The organism is Oceanisphaera avium, from assembly GCF_002157875.1.
In the GTDB taxonomy this organism is placed as follows: domain Bacteria; phylum Pseudomonadota; class Gammaproteobacteria; order Enterobacterales; family Aeromonadaceae; genus Oceanimonas; species Oceanimonas avium.
This window is the reverse complement of the sequence record NZ_CP021376.1, coordinates 1,491,523-1,509,404: the sequence shown is the minus strand read 5'-3', so window position 1 is coordinate 1,509,404 and position 17,882 is coordinate 1,491,523. Positions and strand designations below refer to the sequence as shown.

Here is a 17,882-nt window from a genome sequence, read left to right as displayed (position 1 = left end):
TAGAGAAACGATAATGCAGGATTTGCGAATTATCTTGATCATTCTGGGCGCGGTAGCCATTGCCGCACTTCTGATCCACGGATTGTGGACCAGCCAGAAAGGGCGTCAAAAACCGATGCGTGAAAAGCCATTAAGTAAAGTGGCGCCAACTCCGCTCGATAAGACAGATGAAACCACAGACGGCTTTGATAGTGATGGCATTGGTCGCGTGCGCGTGGCGGGACATCATCAAGCCGAGTCTTTATCGCGTAATCAAGAGCTCGAAGATGATTGGCAAATCAGTCCCCACTTTTACGCTGTAGAGGATGATGAGCAACACGAGCCTCATCTTGGTCTGCCTCCTACTTTATCAAGTAGTGTGTTTGCGGAAGATGACTTAGCGAGCGCACCTTTTCAAGAAGAGCAAGCCTTAGCTGATGTTGCCAATACGCCCGCTGCTAGCCAGCCTGAAAAGGCAGCCGAATCTGATAGCCCGGTGCTAGCTCAGCCTGAAAGCGAAGCTGAGTTGCGAGCACGCCAATATCAAAAAGGGGAGATAGACCCTCTTTTTGATAACCATGAGCCAGCGCCAGCTGAGCTGCCTCCCTCGCCAGAGCCAATAGCAGAAGCGAATGTGCAGCCTGAAGCCCCAGTGAGCCCCACTCCAGAGCCTGTGATTGCTAAGCCTGCGCCTAAAACGTGGCAAGAGGTATATGTCATTAACGTGATGGCTAAGCCTGAGCAACTGTTAGCCGGCACTGAGTTGGTGCGTGCCGTCACCGATGCGGGTTTTGTGTTTGGTGATATGGATATTTTTCACCGCTATCAAGGCAGTGCTGGCCAAGGAGAACCCTTGTTTAGCTTAGCGAACATGGTTAATCCCGGCACGTTTAATCCCAATGCCATGAGTGAGTTCACCACCCCTGGCGTGTCTATTTTTATGCAGTTACCTCCGCCTGGCATGGCTAAGAATCATTTTAATATGATGATCCAAGCGGCCGATAATATTGCCGAAGACTTAGATGCTTTATTAGTGGATAACCAGCGTCAAGCATTAGCCTTAGAGTACTTAGTGCGCTGTCGCGGCCAGTTGAGCGATTATGATAGTCAGGCTCAGTAACTAGCGGCGCTGCGCTGTATGTAACTTATATTTTGTTCAATAAAAGTGCGGCTTAAGGCCGCACTTTTTATTTAAGTGGACTCGCTATGTCTGATATAAAAACCACCATCCTCACCCTGCGCGCTCAATTAGAGCGCTATAACGAGCAATATTATCTAAGCGATGCGCCCACGGTGCCGGATGCAGAATACGATAGAGTGATGCGCGAGCTTATCGCTCTTGAAAAAGCGCATCCTGAATTTTTAAATGCAGACTCGCCCAGCCAAAAAGTGGGCGGTGCACCGGTGGCGGCTTTTAACCCCATCCCCCACGCCCAAGCGATGCTCTCCTTAGATAATGTCTTTAGTTTAGAAGAGCTCAAAGCCTTTGAAAAGCGAGTATTAAGCCGGCTGCAACATGAACAGCCGGTCGTTTATTGTTGCGAGCCTAAATTAGATGGCTTAGCCGTCAGCTTGCTCTACGAGCAGGGGCGTTTAGTACAAGCGGCCACGCGCGGCGATGGCCGAGTGGGCGAGGGCATTACTGAAAATGTGCGCACTATTAAAAGTATTCCTCTGACCTTAAAGGGCACTAATTGGCCGACACGATTTGAAGTGCGCGGTGAAGTCTTTATGCCCAGCGCCGGCTTTTTAGCGATGAATGAGCATGCCCGCGCGCGCGGTGAAAAAATCTTTGCAAATCCGCGTAATGCCGCAGCGGGTAGCTTGCGCCAGCTTGACTCCCGGGTGACAGCCAAACGGCCGCTGGCCTTTTATTGCTATGGCGTAGGATTAGTGGAAGGCGCGCCCTTAGCTGATAGTCATTTTGCTACCTTAGCGCGCTTAAAAAGCTGGGGGCTACCTATGAGCCCAGAAGTAAAGTTAATGACAGGTATTAGCGGCTGCGAGCAGTATCACGATGCTATTTTAGCTAAGCGCGAACAACTCCCTTATGAAATAGATGGCGTGGTCTATAAAATAGATAGTTTGGCCTTACAAAGTGAGCTGGGCTTTGTAGCGCGGGCACCGCGTTGGGCCATTGCTCATAAGTTTCCTGCTCAAGAGGAGCTAACGCAATTACTCAATGTGGAGTTTCAAGTAGGAAGAACCGGAGCCATTACTCCCGTTGCTAAATTGGCGCCGGTGCCGGTGGCGGGTGTCGTCGTCTCAAACGCCACCTTACATAATGCCGATGAAATTGCGCGCTTAGGCGTAATGATAGGGGATACGGTGATTATCCGCCGAGCGGGCGATGTTATCCCACAAGTGGTAGCAGTGGTCTTAGAAAAAAGAACTGAGCAAGTGCGAGCCATCGTCTTTCCTACCCGCTGTCCGGTCTGCGAAGCCGAAGTAGAGCGCATAGAAGGCGAAGTGGTAGCGCGCTGTAGCGGTGGCTTATTTTGTGCCGCTCAACGTAAAGAGGCGATTAAGCATTTTTCGTCACGCAAAGCGCTCGATATTGATGGCCTTGGCACTAAGTTAATTGAACAGTTAGTGGACAGTGAGCTCATTAAAACTCCCGCTGATTTATTCAGTTTAACGAAGGCGCAATTGCTTACCCTAGAACGCATGGGGGAAAAATCGGCTAGTAAATTATTAATGGCGCTAGAGGCGGCGCGTACGACCACCTTGGCTCGTTTTTTATATGCACTAGGGATCCGCGAAGTAGGGGAAGCCACGGCTAATAATTTAGCTCAGTATTTTTTAACGCTCGACGCTGTGATGGCCGCTGAAGTCGACACATTGTTAAAGGTGATTGATGTGGGCGAAATAGTGGCAAAGCATGTTTACTACTTCTTTCGCCAACCCGATAACTTAGCGGTAGTACAGACGCTAGTCACACCTATTGAGCAAGGCGGCTGCGGCTTGCATTGGCCGGCGATGGTCGCACTTGAAAAAGAAGCGCAGCCCTTACTGGGGCAAACCTTTGTGTTAACGGGGACGCTCAGCCAGTTATCGCGTGCCGATGCCAAAACCGCTTTGCAAGCACTGGGCGCGAAAGTGGCAGGCTCAGTGTCTGCTAAAACCAGCTGTGTGGTGGCAGGCGAAGCTGCGGGAAGTAAGTTGGTGAAAGCCCAAGAGCTAGGTTTGACTATCTTTGATGAAGAGCAATTATTGGCGCTTTTGGCTGAGCATCAATAATAGGCGGGCAACGACAAGACGCTATTAGGCTCTCCTCTATTTGAGAGAGCCAACGAAGAAGGTAGTTAAGTGGCTAAATAACTGTGGCTATTAAGGAGTGTTAACCAGCGCAAACTCTTGGCCTAAACGGCGAAAGGCGGTGATTAACAGGCCATTATCGGTAACTTCAATATAATGCAGCTGGCCTTCTTTGTTCACCACTAAAGTCAGTGCCTGGCCGACGCGTACCTGACTTAAGGGCTTATAAGAGGGCTCTGCGCGCACCAGTGCAATTAAGTCGCTCCCGGGCAGTTGCCATTGGCGAAATAACGCCGCCAGTGTTTCGCCTTGCATTAGGGTGTGATCAATGCGCTTAGCGCCTAGTGGAATATCAATTTCTCGACTCACCTTTGGCTCTAAAGATAGGTTTAAGGAGCCAGTAACCGGCGCCGCTTCTAAAGCAGGGGCGGGCTGCCAAAGAAATAGTCCTAGCCATAGCGGCGTTAAAATCAGTAACCCCAATTTGTGTGGCTTTGGAACCTGCTGCCATTTTTCAATACCGCGGCCTATGCCTTGGCGAAAAGGAAGTGTAGCCTGATTAAACTTGCCGCCGACAGTGTGGGGTTGGTTGCGTTTCATTGATTTTCTTCTAGACATATAGCCACCTCGTTGGCGTTAGTGTATCTGTGCCAAACAAACTCGACAAGTCATTGCCCTAGCGTGCCCTTTTGCTTAAGCATTAGGCAAAGCGTTTAACCCACACGCGGGCAGTGCTAAAATAGCGCCAGTGAAATGGTACCATCTTAAGTGATAATGCTTGATCCAAATGCGTTTAGCAGCGAATGCGCTGTGATAAAGTGGCGACAGCAGTTTGGACCCTAATCAGTGCTTGGTTGAAAGACCAAGTCTACGTGGATTTTATTTATTAGCTAAGGCAGAAAGAATGACAGTTAAAACGCGGTTTGCTCCTAGCCCTACCGGCTTTCTCCATGTTGGCGGCGCTCGTACCGCCCTTTATTCTTGGCTGTATGCACGCCATTTTAAAGGCGAATTTGTCCTGCGTATTGAAGATACGGATTTGGAGCGCTCAACCCAAGAAGCTATCGATGCCATCATAGAGGGGATGAAGTGGTTAGGGCTAAATTGGGAAGAGGGACCTTATTACCAGACTCAGCGTTTTGATCGTTATAATAGCTTGATTGATCAGCTATTAGATGAAGATAAAGCCTATAAATGTTATTGCTCTCGTGAACGCTTAGATGGCCTGCGTGAGCAACAAATGGCGGCGGGTGAAAAACCCCGTTATGACGGTCATTGCCGCCATAGCTCTGCACAACACGTCAGTGATGCACCCTGTGTGATCCGCTTTAAAAACCCCACTGAAGGCAAAGTGGTGTTTGATGATCATGTAAGAGGGCGCATTGAAACGAGCAACGACCAACTCGATGATTTAATTATTCGCCGCACCGACGGCGCACCGACTTATAACTTTTGTGTGGTGGTCGATGATTGGGATATGGAAATCAGCCATGTGGTGCGTGGGGAAGATCATATTAATAATACGCCTCGCCAAATTAATATCTATCAGGCTCTCGGCGCCCCTGTACCTGAGTTTGCCCATGTGTCGATGATCTTGGGTGATGATGGCGCTAAATTATCTAAACGCCATGGTGCGGTAAGCGTAATGCAATATCGTGATGATGGTTACCTACCTCAAGCCCTATTAAATTATCTGGTGCGCTTAGGCTGGTCACATGGCGATCAAGAGATCTTTTCTCTCGATGAAATGATTGAGCTGTTTTCTTTAGATGGCATTGGTAAGTCGGCCTCGGCCTTCAATACCGATAAGTTATTGTGGCTGAACCAACATTATTTAAAAACTAGCCCTGCTGAAGAGGTGGCTAGCTACTTAGTGTGGCATATGCAAGACCAGCAAATAGAGCTGAGCAAGGGACCAGCACTAGCTGAGGTGGTGACCTTATATGCTGAGCGCTGTCATACCCTTAAAGAAATGGCTGAGCAAAGCCGCTATTTGTTTGAAGACTTTAGCGAATTTGAAGAAAATGCGGCTAAAAAACATTTGCGTCCTGTGGCCGCAGAGGTACTAGCACGAGTGCGGGATAAGCTTGCTGCGCTTACTGATTGGCAAGCGTCCTTTATCCATGAGCAAATTAATGCCACCGCTAGCGAGCTTGAACTGGGAATGGGTAAAGTTGGTATGCCGCTGCGTGTAGCGGTGACCGGTGCTGGCCAATCACCGGGGATTGATGGCGTGATTGCCTTACTCAGTAAAGAGCAGGTCTTAGCGCGTATTGATATGGCGCTTGCTTTTATTGAGCAGCGTGCGAATAGCTAAGCTTTTTACAGCTCTACGGCGTCTACGCATCCTGTGTTGACAGGGTGCGTTTTTATAAAAGCGCACTGTTGACAAATTAGCCAAAACGACTAAGAAATGACGACTTAAGCGAGTTTAGCGCGTTTTCGGTTGACACAGAAATCTTGGCTGTCTATTATGCGCATCGCCTCTTGGGTCTAGTACCTAGGAGCAAGATAAGCGGGGCTATAGCTCAGCTGGGAGAGCGCTTGCATGGCATGCAAGAGGTCCGCGGTTCGATCCCGCGTAGCTCCACCACTTATCTAAACAGTAAAGTACATCTTAGTAAAAAGACTGCCAATTGGGGTTATAGCTCAGCTGGGAGAGCGCTTGCATGGCATGCAAGAGGTCCGCGGTTCGATCCCGCGTAGCTCCACCAATTTGGTCAGTGATACTACCAGCAAAAGATTTGTTTTGGGGTTATAGCTCAGCTGGGAGAGCGCTTGCATGGCATGCAAGAGGTCCGCGGTTCGATCCCGCGTAGCTCCACCACCTCTTATTTAGTAAGACAGTGGATACAACATCTTACCCAAATTTCGGGGCTATAGCTCAGCTGGGAGAGCGCTTGCATGGCATGCAAGAGGTCCGCGGTTCGATCCCGCGTAGCTCCACCATTTACGTGTAATAACAAGTTATAAAATTTAAAAGCCACTGCAGATTTGCAGTGGCTTTCTTGCGTTTGCTCTGCTGCTATTAATAAGTGCGCCGATGGCGAGTGGCACTGAGCGTTAAGCTGAGTATGATGGAAGAACCTTAATGTAGATGAGAATTTATCATGGAACATTTCGATACCATTTTTCAGCGCGCCGCCCAACGCCATGGCGGCGAAAAAAAGCTGATGGCTTTAATTGCTACTCCCTTAGCTACGCCAGAACAGCTAGCCGCGGTGAGTGATGATCGCTGGTTGTCTTCTTTTACCATGAGTTTATTTCAATCAGGATTTGTCTGGCGGGTGATCCGTAATAAATGGCCCGACTTTGAGCGAGCATTTTTTGGTTTTGATCCGCAAAAAATGTTGATGCTAGATGACAGTCATTTTGAGCGCTTAAATAATGATGTTTCTATTGTGCGCCACGCACGAAAAATTGCTGCCGTGCCTGCCAATGCCCGCATGATTTTAGAGTTAGGCCAGCCTTATGGAGGCTTTGGCGCATTTGTGGCGCAGTGGCCCACCGATGACATTACCGGCTTATGGCTCACGCTTAAAAAACACGGATACCTGTTAGGCGGTAATATTGGGCCTTATGCTTTGCGCCGCTTAGGCGTAGATACGTTTGTGTTTACTGGCGATGTCTGCGCTTATTTACGCCACCATCAAGTCGTGGACGCAGGCCTTGGGAGTCAAAAAGGACTGCGCCAAGCCCAAACCGCATTTAATGAGTGGCAAGCCCAAAGTGGACTTAGCTTATCGCAAATCAGTAAAACCCTTGCTTTTTCTATGGGCTAAGCGTGCGCTTACCGCTGGCGAAGAATTTTTTATTGAGCAAGCGCATCCACATAAGGGGTTAAGAAAGCGTGTACCTGCTTAACTATTTCCGGTTGCGCCTTGGCAGTAGGGTGAATGCCATCATTCATCATCATGCCCTCTTTATCGATTAAGGGGGCGACAAAAAACGGCATTAAAGGCAATTGGTGAGTGGTGGCGAGCTCGCTAAAAATAGCTTCAAACTTATCAAGGTAACGACGCCCGTAATTAGGGGGCAATTGAATGTCAGTTAAAATCACTTGAGCGTTGGCGTCTTTTGCTAAGCGGATCATCTTTGCCAGATTATTGGCAATTAATTGGGGCGCTAAACCGCGCAAACCATCGTTTCCTCCTAACTCTAATAATACTAAATCAGGCTGATGCTGAGTGAGTAAAGTCGGTAAACGCTGCAGTCCACCTTGGGTGGTATCGCCACTCACACTGGCATTCACCACTGTGATAGCTGGCCAGTGCTTGGCTAATTGTTGGGGCCAAGCTTGGTCGGCAGACATGCGATAACCCGCGCTTAGGCTGTCGCCCACGATCAGTATGGTGGTAGCATGAGCAACAGATGACACCATTAATAGCAAAAATAAAAGGATGCGCAACATGATAACTTCTCCGGTGATCAAGGTAGCGGGGCTGAGCCATCAGGTGCAGCTCGAGCAGCAGACGCTGACCATCCTTGATGGGATCGACTTTGAAGTCAAGCAAGGAGAAAGTGTGGCGTTAGTGGGCGCTTCTGGCTCGGGTAAATCTACCTTATTGGGCTTATTGGCGGGGCTTGATAAAGCCACTAGTGGCGATATTGCTATTAAAGGGCAGTGGCTATCTCAATTAGATGAAGGACAAAAAGCGGCGTTACGTGCTAAAGACATAGGTTTTGTATTTCAGTCTTTTTTATTGCTGCCTACCTTAAACGCCTTAGAAAACGTCATGTTACCCGCCCAATTACAAGGCCGAGGCAGTGCTAAGCAAAGCGCGAGTGCGTTATTAGAGCAAGTGGGTTTAAGTGAGCGAATGGCTCATTTTCCTAGCCAATTATCTGGGGGTGAGCAACAAAGGGTGGCATTGGCTCGAGCTTTTATGAATGAGCCGGCTATTTTACTGGCAGATGAACCTACGGGTAATTTAGACACCCAAACGGGGGCGCGCATTATTGACTTGCTGTTTGAGCTTAATCAGCATCATGGCACTACCTTAGTCATAGTCACTCATGATGAAACATTAGCAGCACGCTGTCAGCGGCGTTTAGTGATGACCAGTGGGCAACTTAAAGAGGTGCTTACCCATGGCTAATAGCTCACGGTTAAGCTTAGCGCTGATCCGGCGTGAGATTAATCACGGCTCGTTGCGGCTTTTTTTATTGGCCTTAGCGCTCAGTGTGGCCAGTATGTTAAGCGTCACTTTAGTCGCAGACCGCCTTAATCAAGCCATTACCCTATCGGGGCGAGATTATATTGGCGCTGATCGAGTGATTATTGCAAGTCGGACGCTGCAAGAAGACGTGTTAAAAGCCGCGCAAACGCACGGCCTTGAGTTATCACGCACTCAGTCATTTCAAAGTGTGTTGTTTGCGGGTGATGAATTACAACTTGCCAGCGTGCGCGCCGTAGATAATGCCTTTCCTTTTTATGGCGAGCTACAACTTTCGCCGCCCCAAGCGCTAGCCAAAGGCCAGATTTGGTTGTCGGCGCGCTTATTGGCGCTATTAAAAGTAGACATCGGCAGCACAGTGGAGCTTGGTAATCTTAAGCTTAAGGTTACGGGAGAGCTAGTTGCTGAGCCTGATCAAAGTTTATCGCCGGCATTATTGGCGCCACGCGCGCTTATCCATCTTGATGATGTCGCTGCAAGCGGTATTCAAATGGCGGGCAGTCGGGTGAATTATCGCTATCTTTTTAAAGGTAGTGCTCAAGCATTGGACGACTACCAAGCATGGTTAACGCCGCAACTGGCACTGGGGCAGCGTTGGCAAGATGCCAGCCAAGCTAATTCGCCTGTATCGCGTTCACTCGCCCGCGCCGAGCAATTTTTTCGCTTAGCCTCGCTCATTGGCGTCTTACTCGGAATGCTCGCCATGGCGATTGCGCTTGGCTATTTTTCAAAAAAAGAACAAGACCGTATTGCCTTACTTAAAACATTAGGCGCGAGTCGACGTTTTTTATTGCGCTGGTTAAGTACTTTGTTAGGCAGCTTATTACTCTTGGGTGTGGTAGTGGGCACCATGGTGGGCTATGGCTTGCATAAGCTTATTTTACTGAGCTTAGGGCAGGCACTGCAGGTACCCTTGCCTCCTCCGTCTTGGCAACCCTTTGCTTATGCATTGGGCTTAGCGGTGATCACCACCATCATTTTGGCGCTCATGCCAATGAGGCGCTTATTGCAGGTACCCGCTCTTAAAGTGCTACGTAATGAAGCTGAGGCGCATATTCCTGTTAGCTGGAGTGTGAGCTTATTACTGCTGGCTACCTTTTTACTCAGTTGGTTGTTTAGTGGTGAAGCTATCTTGGCAGGCGCTTTATTACTGGGCCTACTGAGCTTAATGGCTATTTTGGGCGCAGTCAGTGGCGCTATGTTGTGGATAGCACGCCATCTTGGCCGCGGCATCGCTTTTAAATTAGCGCTAAACCGACTACAAAGAGCGCGCATCAGCACTCTATTGCAGTTTGGTGGTGTGGCCTTAGCGCTGTTTTTAGGTTGTCTGTTATGGATAGTACGGGCAGAGTTGGTAGATGGCTTTTTAGCCAATTTACCTGAAAAGGCGCCTAATCGGTTTGTTATTAATATTGCAGAAGATGAGCTAGCGCCACTTCGCCACATGCTCGATGAAGCTCGCTTAACGCGCTCGGTATTTTATCCCATAGTACGAGGTCGTTTAGTGGCCATTAACGAGCAAGCGACAGCGGAAGATGTGGATAATGGCGAAGCACAGGGGGTGGGGCGCGAGCTTAATCTTACTTATAGCCGTGAGCTACCAAAAGGGAACCGCATTCTTAAAGGCCAATGGACGCAAGCGCCTAATAGTGTGTCGGTTGAGGCTGGTCTTGCTAAGCGCTTAAATATTAAACTAGGCGATAACTTGCAACTGGACTTAGCTGGGGTTGAGGTAAAAGGGCAGGTAAAGAGTATTCGTGAAGTGGACTGGGATAGCATGCAGCCTAATTTCTATCTCATTTTTAGCCCCGATGTGTTGGCTTCTTACTCCCCGACTTGGCTAGCGAGTTTTTATCTACCCAAAACAGAGCAAGACTTAGAAATTGCGTTGATCCGTGCTTTTCCAACCGTGACTATTTTAGATGTAGAAGCCTTATTACAACAATTGCGCCACGTGCTGGCCCAAGTTAGCCAAGCTTTACTGGTGATCATGGCCTTAGTCATACTGGCCAGTTTATTAGTGCTATTAGCTCAGCTAGAAACTACTTTAGACAGCCGACGGCGCGAGCTAGTGTTACTGCGCACGCTAGGTGCCAGTGAGCGACTCTTACAAGCATCGTTGCGTTGGGAGTGGTTAGCGGCAGGGCTGGCAGCCGGCTTAGCGGCGGCATTGGGCGTTGAGCTGTGTGTGGCTATTTTATTACCTCAATGGCTAGGCTTACCTTGGCAGCCCCACCCAGGGTTATGGTTGGGATTGCCGGCGCTGGGGGCCGGCTTGTTGCTGCTGACGGGGCGAGTGGGAGGCGTGACGCGCCCCCGCTTAATGACGCGCTTACGCCAGTGGTAAGCCTCATCGCCCTCAGTGCCCAATTAAGAGCTGGCGGTTAAGGTCTCTTTGAGGGCTTTTTCGAGCGTAGGATAGCGAAAATGAAAACCGGCTCTTTGTAAGCGCACCGGCATCACTCGCTGGCCTGTTAATAATAAGTCGGCCATTTCGCCAAAGGCTAGTCGCATTACCCAAGCGGGTACTCGGGCAAAATGAGGTTTATTCAATACTTTAGCCAGCGTTTTACTAAATTGCTGATTAGTAACCGGCTCTGGCGCACTGGCATTAAAGGCCCCTTGGCATTCGGGATGTTCCAGTAAAAATAGTAATAAGCTCACCACATCATCGATGTGGATCCACGACATATATTGCTTGCCTGAGCCAATGGGCCCGCCTAAGCCTAACCGATAGCTGGGCAGCATTTTCTTTAGGGCTCCGCCTTGTGCACCTAATACCACGGCTAAGCGAATAAAACATACGCGAGTTTGTGCACTGGCTGCCTGCTCGGCCAGCTGCTCCCAGCGCTGACACACGTGGTGGCTAAACTCAGGATGAGGGCTTGAGTCTTCATCGACCAGCGTCTCACCTTGGCGGCCATAATATCCCACTGCCGAGCCACTAATTAACACGCTAGGGGGTTGGCTGCCTGCATGAAGTTTAGCCACCAGTTGTTCGGTAAGTTGCCAGCGGCTTTGACAAATACGCTCTTTTTGCGCGCTGCTCCAGCGTTTATCGGCAATGGGTTCACCGGCTAGATTGATAACAGCGTCAAAGCTGTCTAAATTTTCCAGTTTATCGAGCGAGGCTAAGGCGTGAATATTTGAGCCTAGAAGCTGGGTGACGTTATGGGGCTGGCGACTTAACACCGTCACTTCATGGTGTGGGTGTAATTGTTTAATTAAGCGCTGCCCCACAAAACCCGTACCGCCGGTGATCAATATCTTCATGGAGTCCTTCCTTTATATAAATAAGCCCTGTTGCTGTATAGCTCGCGTTATCTTTCAATGTTAGCAGGATAAAAGGCTCGCCATTGTGATGCGGCTTAAGGCACGGCTAACTCAGCTCAGTCCTTAACTAATAGCGCCACCATAAAAAAACCGAGGTTATCGGCGCTTCATAGAAGGCAGAGTAACCTCGGTATATCAGCTAAGAGTTGAACTCTTTAGACTTAACCTAATAACTTTTAGGCTAGCGCGGCAATGGCTGCGTCGTAGTTAGGTTCAGTTGTTAGCTCAGCAACACGCTCGCTGTAAACCACTTTGCCTTGCTCATCAATCGCAACCACGGCACGAGCGGCTAAGCCACGCAGTGGGCCTTCGCTTAACGCTACACCAAAGGCGTTCAAGAATTCAGCATTGCGAAAGGCAGAGGCAGTTTGTACGTTTTCAATTCCTTCTGCACCACAAAAGCGGCCCAGAGCGAAGGGCAGATCCATAGATACGCAAATCACTTTAGTGTTGGCTAATGCCGCGGCTTTTTCGTTAAAAGCACGTACGCTTGCCGCGCACACATCGGTGTCAACACTTGGGAAAATGTTCAACAGTACTTTTTGGCCTTTGAAGTCTGCCAATTTAATGTCGTTTAAATCGCCATCGGTCAAAGTAAAATCAGCGGCCGCTTGGCCTGCTTGTGGAAACTGGCCAGAAACAGCAACTGGGTTACCTTGGAAAGTTACGCTAGACATAGTAGCTCCTTGTTAAAGGTGATAGATAATAGGTTTAAAATTAAACACTATGTGAAAAAATTATATTGCAGCGGCTAAGTTACCAGTTTTAGGCATAAGGAAAAGGTTTTTATTTTTTTTGCTAGCCCTTGAAAGTCATAGCGCCGCTAAAAGTTGTGCTTAAGGCGGCGCTTTACCCACTAAAATGTCATTAAATAGATCTTGGTAATCAGCTGTTGGCGAGTCATCTACGTTAGATTGCTCTTATTCTATGCTAGGTAGCTGAGCGGCGTCGCGTTGTCCTCCTTGAATCGCGGTGAGCGCAATGGTGTAAACAATATCATCCACTAAGGCGCCGCGAGATAAGTCATTAACCGGTTTACGCATGCCTTGTAGCATAGGGCCAATCGATACTAGCTGTGCTGAACGCTGTACCGCCTTATAAGTAGTATTACCGGTATTAAGATCAGGAAAGATAAAGACAGTGGCTTTTCCGGCAACGGGGGAGTCCGGAGCCTTAGACTGCGCTACATTTTCCATAATGGCGGCATCATATTGCAGTGGCCCATCGATAATTAAATCCGGGCGCTTTTCTTTAGCTAAGCGCGTCGCCTCTCTTACTTTCACTACTTCTGCGCCCGTGCCAGAGCTGCCCGTAGAGTAGGAGATCATCGCCACTCTAGGCTCAATGCCAAAGGCGGTAGCAGAGTCGGCGGATTGAATGGCAATTTCTGCTAATTGCTCGGCGCTAGGGTCGGGGTTAATGGCGCAGTCGCCATAGACCAACACTTGGTCTGGCAACAGCATAAAAAAGATGGAGGATACTAACGAGCAGCCAGGCGCGGTTTTAATAATTTGCAGGGGCGGGCGTATGGTATTAGCGGTGGTATTAATCGCCCCCGAGACTAAGCCGTCAACTTCATCACGCTCTAGCATCATAGTACCCAGTACTACGTTATCCTGTAGCTGCTCGCGCGCCACAATCTCTGTTAGGCCTTTAGCTTTTCTAAGCTCTACTAAGCGCTCTACATAATGCTCACGCACTTGCTTTGGGTCGATAATTTCTACTCGTTCATCTAATTTCACCCCTTGTTGGGCGGCGACTCGTAATATTTCCTCACGATTTCCTAATAATACCGGGCGCGCAATCCCCCGCTCGGCGCAAATTGAGGCCGCTTTAATGGTGCGCGGCTCTTCCCCTTCGGGCAGCACAATGCGCTTAGCGGCGCGGCGCGCTAATTCCGTTAGTTGATAGCGAAAGGCGGGTGGGCTGAGTCGATGGCTGCGGGTAGACTTAGCCATTAACGACTCAATCCAGTGTTGATCGATATGGCTTGCCATATAATCTTGCACCAAATCGATGCGCGGTAAGTCATCAATGGGAATTTCTAAATTAAAATGCTGCAGGCTAACTGCGGTTTGCCAGGTATTGGTGTCGACCATCAAGATAGGTAAGCCTGTTTCGGTGGCTTGTTGGCACAGCGCCATAATTTGTGGCTCTGGGTGATAGCTGCCATTGAGTAAGAGGGCGCCAATTTTCACGCCATTCATGGCCGCTAAACAAACGGCGACAATAACATCGGATCTGTCCCCGGAGGCCACCAATAAGCTGCCTGGTCTAAAGTGCTGCACCATATTATGCAGTGCGCGCGCACAAAAAGTGACGCTTTGTAGGCGGCGACTATTGAGCTTGCCTTCATTTAAAATAGTGGCATTTAAGTGGCGGGCTAAATCCACGGCTCTGGGGGCCACTAAATCATTATTCCAAGGAATACAGCCCAAGATCCGCAGCGGCATTTTGCCAAACACTTGTAGCACTTCTAAATTAGGGCTGTATTTTTCAAGCTTTTGATTGGGGTTAAACATCTCCGACAGATCGGGGCGAGTGTTGCCCTGATCATCGATGGGCGCCCCTACTTTATTAATAATGCAGCCCACAATGCGCTTATTGAGCATGCCGCCAAAACTAGAGCACGCCAGCTCAATTCGCTCTTTTAATTGTTGGCTAGAGTCATTGCTGGGTTGGGCAATAAGTACCATATCGGCATCAAGCGCTTTAGCAACATCATAATTAATGCGATTGGCAAAGGGCTGTTTGTCGGTGGGGATCAAGCCCTCTACCACCACTATCTCCGCGCCCACGTCGGCCACATGATTTTCTACCCGTGCCACTATTTCTTCTAGCAAAACATCAAGATTTCCCTTAGAGATCATGGTTTCAGCATAGCTAAGGGCAAAGGGCTCTGGCGGCACTATATTAGAGCCATTTGCGATCACGGCCGTGGAATGATCTTGGACTGTGGTGCGGTTGCGCGGTTGGGAAACTGGTTTAAAAAAGCTGACATTAACGCCATTGCGCTCCATGGCGCGCACCATCCCCAAGCTCACTGAGGTGGCACCCACACCGCCACTGACGGGGATCAACATTACCGTTCTGGCCATAATATCCTCTTATTCCTGGGTTAAAGAAGTAGCATTGTCGTTACGGGCCGCGATGGCGAGCGTCAGCGCGTCTTTAGCAATCACCCATTCTTCATTGGTTGGTATTACCCAAGCAGGTGTACTGTCTTGGGTAGTAATACAGGCCGTTTGTCCAAAGCGGGCCGCTTGGTTGGCGGTGTCATCGAGCTTAAAGCCCAACAAACTTAAGCGAGCTAAGGTATGCTCGCGCACTAACACGGAGTTCTCTCCTATGCCGCCGGTAAAGACGACCGCATCTAGGCGACCGTCTAGCGCACAGCTATAACTGGCAATATATTTGGCAAGGCGATAGCAAAAAATATCTAGTGCACGCTTTGCGCCCGCATCACTGTGATAGTGCTCGGCAAGATAGCGACAATCGCTGGTATGTTGTGACAAGCCCAGTAACCCTGACTCTTTAGTAAGTAAGGTATTAATATCGGGTAAGCTATAGCCTAAGTTATCGTGCAAATGGAAGATAATAGCAGGGTCAATATCGCCACTGCGCGTGCCCATAACTAAGCCCTCTAATGGCGTAAGCCCCATGGATGTGTCTACCGACTGGCCATTTTTGATGGCACACACAGAGGCGCCATTACCTAAGTGACAGCTAATAATATTAAGCTCGGCTAAGGGTTTATCTAAAAGGGTGGCGGCTTGCTCGGCAATAAAAAAGTGGCTGGTGCCATGCATGCCATAGCGGCGAATATGATGCGCTTGATAGAGCTGATAAGGCAGTGCATATAAAAACGCCGACTCGGGCATGGTTTGGTGAAAGGCGGTATCAAATACCGCTACCTGCACTAAGTTTGGAAATGAGCGCCGTGCCGACTCAATACCAATTAAGTGAGCAGGGTTGTGCAAGGGAGCTAAGTGGGCACAATCTTCAATAATGCGGATCACGGCGTCATCGATAACCGCCGATTGTGTAAATTGCTCGCCACCGTGAACCACTCTGTGTCCCACGGCCCTCAGATTATTTAATAGCTCGGGGTGGGGCATCAGTAGCTGATTGACGATAAAATCTAGCGCCTCTTGGTGAGCGCTGCCATCACCTAAGTCGGCATGGCCTTTTTCTCCGTTAAAAGACCAACTAATACGGGTATGGGGGAGATAAAAGCATTCCGCTAGTCCCGATAGCTGCTCGCTACCCGTGTGGGCATCAATAATGGCAAACTTGAGCGACGAACTGCCGCAGTTAAGCACAAGAACTAGCTTACTCGTCATGGGGAGACCTTGTGGTTAGAAAAAATAATCCATTCCTTATTAGGAATGGGTACCGGGCGTGGCGGCGCTTTTTTGTGAGAATGGCGAAGTCTGACTAAAGTTAAGTGTGAGTTATCTTCTCTGTGCGCATTCTCATCAGGTGCACGCTGCCAAGGCCAACTAATAAATACCGAGGATAAACCTCACTCAGTGGCGTAAAATAACATAAAGCGATAGCGATTTATGAGGTGGCGATAGCAATCGCTGCTTACTTGCCCTTAATCTTGCTGTTTTGGAGGCACAATGAGCACACTGACCCAAACGTTAAATAAGGGCAGCGCCTATTTAGCAATCTGGCCAAAAGAGCGCCAGCTTGCGGCGTTATTTCCTGAATACCGTATTACGAGTGCTACTCGATTAGCACTGCGTACTATACCGGCTTTGATTGTGCTGAGTGTGTTGGTGCAGTTTCAATTAGGCGATCCGCGCTACTGGCCGGGGGTGGTGAGCTCGATATTATTTCTAGCCAGCTTACCGCTACAAGGTCTCTTTTGGCTAGGTAAGCGCGCCACGACACCGCTGCCACCTAGCTTAGCCTCTTGGTATCAAAAAATTTTTCAAAAGATGGCGGAGGCCGGTGTTGCTGTTAATGAGCCGGTATCGCGCCCGCGTTATTTTGAGTTAGCAGAAATGCTGAACTTGGCGTTTAAACAACTGGATAAGTCGTTTATTCGCGATCTCTAACCGCTATTAGTTGTGAGCGACTTGCAAAGAAAGCGGCTTTTAGCGAGGCTGGGTGAGTGTATTTTTCTATTGCTAACCTAAGGCCTGACTATGAATTTATTATCTCAAGCAATGGCCAGCAAGCCTCAGCCCAATTGGTCAGACATTCAGGCGGTGCCGATTATAGATAGCCAAGACCCGCTGGTCGCTCTTGGCTTAGTCAACTTACCGCTTCGTATTTACCCCGCTTATTTTCATCAAGGTGTGCCCCACGCCCTCAGTGATTGTTATGTTAGACGCAGCGTCTTATACCGCCTGTATAAAGCCGCCCGTTTATTACCAGGTGGCATAGAGCTAGTCGTACTCGATGGCTGGCGCCCGTTAGCGGTACAAGAGTATTTATACAACAGTCTACATCGCATTTTTCATGCCCAGTATCCACAAGACTCGGCGGCTGAGCACCAAGCTCGACTGCGCCAATTTGTCGCTCCACCCAGCATGGATGCCAAGGCACCTAGCCCTCATTTAACGGGCGGAGCCGTGGATGTCACTTTATGTAATAGCGACGGCTTATTATTGGACATGGGGACTGAGTTTGATGATGTCAGTGCGCTTTCTGCCAGTGCCGCTTTTGAGTCAGTGATTAAGCCTAATCCTCGAGAGTCGGAAGTGATCGAGCATCGTCGACTCTTGCACAGCGTGATGCTGCAAGCTGGCTTTAGTAATTTGCCCAGCGAGTGGTGGCATTTTGATTATGGTAATCAAGCGTGGGCCTGGGCCACCCAGCAACCCCATGCCCATTTTGGCGCCATTGAGCGAGCCAGCTTAAGTCAGCGCTGGCAACAGCAAGTGGCGGCACAGCAGTTGCCGGTGCCAGAGTAAATGGGCAGCCGCCGCTTTTTTAAAGCGACAGTCACTTGTCGTAGCTAAGGCGTGAGTAATGGCAAAGCCGCCTCTAGCTGCTATTAATTGAAGGTAAGCGAGCCAAAGAGTGCTGACGCTCTGCTGTGGTGATGAATATTTAATGGCGGCGCTATTGGTTAACACTCTTGCTATTACTCACCACATAAAAGTGGCTCGCATTCTTTTA

The 17,882-nt window shown here is 49.2% G+C and carries 14 protein-coding genes and 4 tRNA genes; 12 read left to right on the top strand and 6 right to left on the bottom strand.

Annotated features, from left to right (window positions below; all coding sequences use genetic code 11):
- Positions 1-13 precede the first annotated feature (13 nt).
- Positions 14-1,099 (top strand): cell division protein ZipA, encoded by a 1,086-nt coding sequence (gene zipA, locus CBP12_RS06940; RefSeq protein WP_086963789.1) that lies wholly within the window; start codon positions 14-16, stop codon positions 1,097-1,099.
- Positions 1,100-1,185: 86 nt separating this feature from the next.
- Positions 1,186-3,219 (top strand): NAD-dependent DNA ligase LigA, encoded by a 2,034-nt coding sequence (gene ligA, locus CBP12_RS06935; RefSeq protein WP_086963788.1) that lies wholly within the window; start codon positions 1,186-1,188, stop codon positions 3,217-3,219.
- Between the two features lie 90 nt (positions 3,220-3,309).
- Here the strand turns inward: ligA and CBP12_RS06930 are convergent, their stop codons facing one another.
- Positions 3,310-3,855, bottom strand: a complete 546-nt coding sequence (locus CBP12_RS06930) for a LysM-like peptidoglycan-binding domain-containing protein (protein WP_086963787.1) — start codon at positions 3,853-3,855, stop codon at positions 3,310-3,312.
- Between the two features lie 286 nt (positions 3,856-4,141).
- Here CBP12_RS06930 and gltX point away from each other — a divergent pair, with 286 nt between their 5' ends.
- The 6 genes from gltX (at position 4,142) to CBP12_RS06900 (ending at position 7,019) form a co-directional block, all read left to right on the top strand.
- The gene (gltX, locus tag CBP12_RS06925; RefSeq protein ID WP_086963786.1) at positions 4,142-5,554 is read left to right on the top strand and encodes a glutamate--tRNA ligase; all 1,413 of its coding nucleotides are present in this window, start codon (positions 4,142-4,144) and stop codon (positions 5,552-5,554) included.
- 200 nt (positions 5,555-5,754) lie between these two features.
- Positions 5,755-5,830 (top strand) — tRNA-Ala (locus CBP12_RS06920).
- A gap of 45 nt (positions 5,831-5,875) precedes the next feature.
- Positions 5,876-5,951, top strand: a tRNA-Ala gene (locus CBP12_RS06915).
- A 37-nt stretch (positions 5,952-5,988) separates the two neighbouring features.
- Positions 5,989-6,064 (top strand) — tRNA-Ala (locus tag CBP12_RS06910).
- A gap of 46 nt (positions 6,065-6,110) precedes the next feature.
- Positions 6,111-6,186: transfer RNA gene (locus CBP12_RS06905), tRNA-Ala, on the top strand.
- 161 nt (positions 6,187-6,347) lie between these two features.
- Positions 6,348-7,019, top strand: a complete 672-nt coding sequence (locus tag CBP12_RS06900; RefSeq protein WP_086963785.1) for a DNA-3-methyladenine glycosylase I — start codon at positions 6,348-6,350, stop codon at positions 7,017-7,019.
- A 29-nt stretch (positions 7,020-7,048) separates the two neighbouring features.
- Here the strand turns inward: CBP12_RS06900 and CBP12_RS06895 are convergent, their stop codons facing one another.
- Positions 7,049-7,648: an arylesterase gene (locus tag CBP12_RS06895; protein ID WP_086963784.1), complete on the bottom strand. Its 600-nt coding sequence runs from the start codon at positions 7,646-7,648 to the stop codon at positions 7,049-7,051.
- On the opposite strand from CBP12_RS06895, the gene CBP12_RS06890 reads away from it, so the two are divergent.
- Positions 7,647-8,336, top strand: a complete 690-nt coding sequence (locus CBP12_RS06890) for an ABC transporter ATP-binding protein (RefSeq protein ID WP_086963783.1) — start codon at positions 7,647-7,649, stop codon at positions 8,334-8,336. The two genes, CBP12_RS06895 and CBP12_RS06890, sit on opposite strands and share 2 nt — an antisense overlap.
- On the top strand, positions 8,329-10,761 hold the full coding sequence (locus CBP12_RS06885) for an ABC transporter permease (RefSeq protein ID WP_086963782.1): 2,433 nt from the start codon (positions 8,329-8,331) through the stop codon (positions 10,759-10,761). The genes CBP12_RS06890 and CBP12_RS06885 overlap by 8 nt, the downstream gene beginning before the upstream one ends.
- A gap of 23 nt (positions 10,762-10,784) precedes the next feature.
- Here the strand turns inward: CBP12_RS06885 and CBP12_RS06880 are convergent, their stop codons facing one another.
- The 4 genes from CBP12_RS06880 to CBP12_RS06865 form a co-directional block, all read right to left on the bottom strand.
- On the bottom strand, positions 10,785-11,687 hold the full coding sequence (locus CBP12_RS06880) for a TIGR01777 family oxidoreductase (protein WP_086963781.1): 903 nt from the start codon (positions 11,685-11,687) through the stop codon (positions 10,785-10,787).
- Between the two features lie 236 nt (positions 11,688-11,923).
- Positions 11,924-12,424: a thiol peroxidase gene (tpx, locus tag CBP12_RS06875; RefSeq protein ID WP_086963780.1), complete on the bottom strand. Its 501-nt coding sequence runs from the start codon at positions 12,422-12,424 to the stop codon at positions 11,924-11,926.
- A gap of 243 nt (positions 12,425-12,667) precedes the next feature.
- A complete protein-coding gene (gene pta / locus CBP12_RS06870; protein WP_086963779.1) occupies positions 12,668-14,845 on the bottom strand; it encodes a phosphate acetyltransferase in 2,178 nt (725 codons plus the stop codon).
- A gap of 9 nt (positions 14,846-14,854) precedes the next feature.
- A complete protein-coding gene (locus tag CBP12_RS06865; RefSeq protein WP_086963778.1) occupies positions 14,855-16,090 on the bottom strand; it encodes an acetate kinase in 1,236 nt (411 codons plus the stop codon).
- A 282-nt stretch (positions 16,091-16,372) separates the two neighbouring features.
- On the opposite strand from CBP12_RS06865, the gene yfbV reads away from it, so the two are divergent.
- On the top strand, positions 16,373-16,813 hold the full coding sequence (gene yfbV / locus CBP12_RS06860) for a terminus macrodomain insulation protein YfbV (RefSeq protein ID WP_086963777.1): 441 nt from the start codon (positions 16,373-16,375) through the stop codon (positions 16,811-16,813).
- A 90-nt stretch (positions 16,814-16,903) separates the two neighbouring features.
- Positions 16,904-17,674 (top strand): M15 family metallopeptidase, encoded by a 771-nt coding sequence (locus CBP12_RS06855; RefSeq protein ID WP_086963776.1) that lies wholly within the window; start codon positions 16,904-16,906, stop codon positions 17,672-17,674.
- The last annotated feature ends 208 nt before the right edge of the window (positions 17,675-17,882 follow it).

Excerpts from the sequence above, each read along its gene's own strand:
- CBP12_RS06900 (WP_086963785.1), top strand. The coding sequence starts at position 6,348 with ATGGAACATTTCGATACCATTTTTCAGCGCGCCGCCCAACGCCATGGC.
- CBP12_RS06895 (WP_086963784.1), bottom strand. The coding sequence starts at position 7,648 with ATGTTGCGCATCCTTTTATTTTTGCTATTAATGGTGTCATCTGTTGCT.
- zipA (WP_086963789.1), top strand. The coding sequence starts at position 14 with ATGCAGGATTTGCGAATTATCTTGATCATTCTGGGCGCGGTAGCCATT.
- tpx (WP_086963780.1), bottom strand. The coding sequence starts at position 12,424 with ATGTCTAGCGTAACTTTCCAAGGTAACCCAGTTGCTGTTTCTGGCCAG.
- CBP12_RS06930 (WP_086963787.1), bottom strand. The coding sequence starts at position 3,855 with ATGTCTAGAAGAAAATCAATGAAACGCAACCAACCCCACACTGTCGGC.
- CBP12_RS06890 (WP_086963783.1), top strand. The coding sequence starts at position 7,647 with ATGATAACTTCTCCGGTGATCAAGGTAGCGGGGCTGAGCCATCAGGTG.
- pta (WP_086963779.1), bottom strand. The coding sequence starts at position 14,845 with ATGGCCAGAACGGTAATGTTGATCCCCGTCAGTGGCGGTGTGGGTGCC.
- gltX (WP_086963786.1), top strand. The coding sequence starts at position 4,142 with ATGACAGTTAAAACGCGGTTTGCTCCTAGCCCTACCGGCTTTCTCCAT.
- yfbV (WP_086963777.1), top strand. The coding sequence starts at position 16,373 with ATGAGCACACTGACCCAAACGTTAAATAAGGGCAGCGCCTATTTAGCA.
- CBP12_RS06865 (WP_086963778.1), bottom strand. The coding sequence starts at position 16,090 with ATGACGAGTAAGCTAGTTCTTGTGCTTAACTGCGGCAGTTCGTCGCTC.
- CBP12_RS06885 (WP_086963782.1), top strand. The coding sequence starts at position 8,329 with ATGGCTAATAGCTCACGGTTAAGCTTAGCGCTGATCCGGCGTGAGATT.
- CBP12_RS06880 (WP_086963781.1), bottom strand. The coding sequence starts at position 11,687 with ATGAAGATATTGATCACCGGCGGTACGGGTTTTGTGGGGCAGCGCTTA.
- CBP12_RS06855 (WP_086963776.1), top strand. The coding sequence starts at position 16,904 with ATGAATTTATTATCTCAAGCAATGGCCAGCAAGCCTCAGCCCAATTGG.
- ligA (WP_086963788.1), top strand. The coding sequence starts at position 1,186 with ATGTCTGATATAAAAACCACCATCCTCACCCTGCGCGCTCAATTAGAG.